Origin of the sequence: Thiorhodococcus mannitoliphagus, assembly GCF_010915725.1 — a bacterium.
In the GTDB taxonomy this organism is placed as follows: Bacteria; Pseudomonadota; Gammaproteobacteria; order Chromatiales; family Chromatiaceae; genus Thiorhodococcus; species Thiorhodococcus mannitoliphagus.
Window position 1 is genome coordinate 1 of the sequence record NZ_JAAIJR010000400.1, and the last position, 743, is coordinate 743.

Annotated in this window: 1 protein-coding gene; it reads left to right on the top strand. The window is 61.9% G+C overall.

Annotated features, from left to right (window positions below; genetic code table 11):
• Positions 1 to 139: 139 nt before the first annotated feature.
• A partial coding sequence (locus G3480_RS27120) for an Rpn family recombination-promoting nuclease/putative transposase (protein ID WP_164657275.1) occupies positions 140 to 743 on the top strand: 604 nt, incomplete at its 3' end.

The following is a 743-nucleotide window of genomic DNA, read 5'->3' on the forward strand; positions in this document are numbered from 1 at the left end:
AGGATTTACCCGTCCAGCAGCGGTCAGTCGTGAGCGACGGCTTCCGAGCGCTCTTGAGGCTCTCCGCCTTGCGTGGTCGCTGTCATCTGCTTGGGTTTGGGGTATGGTTCGGTAACGCCGCAAATACCCACTCTCCCTGATGGCCGACCACGATCCTTCCTACAAGCTCCTGTTCTCACATTGCGATCTGGTAGCGGATCTGATCCGTGGCTTCGTGCAGGAGGAGTGGGTCGAGCAACTGGATTTCACCACCCTGCAGCGCGTCAGCGAAATCGGGATCAGCCACGACCTGCGCGAGCGCGAAAACGACATGATCTGGCGGCTGCGCTGGGGCGAGCGCTGGGTCTACGTCTATCTGCTGTTGGAGTTCCAGTCGAGCGTCGATCGCTTCATGGCGGTGCGGCTGTTGACCTATGTGGGACTGCTCTATCAGGATCTGGCCGCCGCAGGCGAGATCCCGGCCGGAAGCCCTCTGCCGCCGGTCCTGCCCATCGTCCTCTACAATGGTGAAAAATCCTGGTGGGCCAAGACCAGTCTCGATGAGCTGATCGAGCCGGATCTGCCCGAGCAGCTGCGCCGCTGGCAGCCGCAGATCCGTTATCTGCTGCTCGACGAGCAGCGGCTCGCCGAGACGGAGCTGGCGGGACAGAGCAATGTCGCTGCTGCTCTGTTCCGACTCGAGAACAGTCGCCGCCCCGAGGATATCGAGCGGGTACTGGCGAGTCTGATTGATTGGCTGGCCG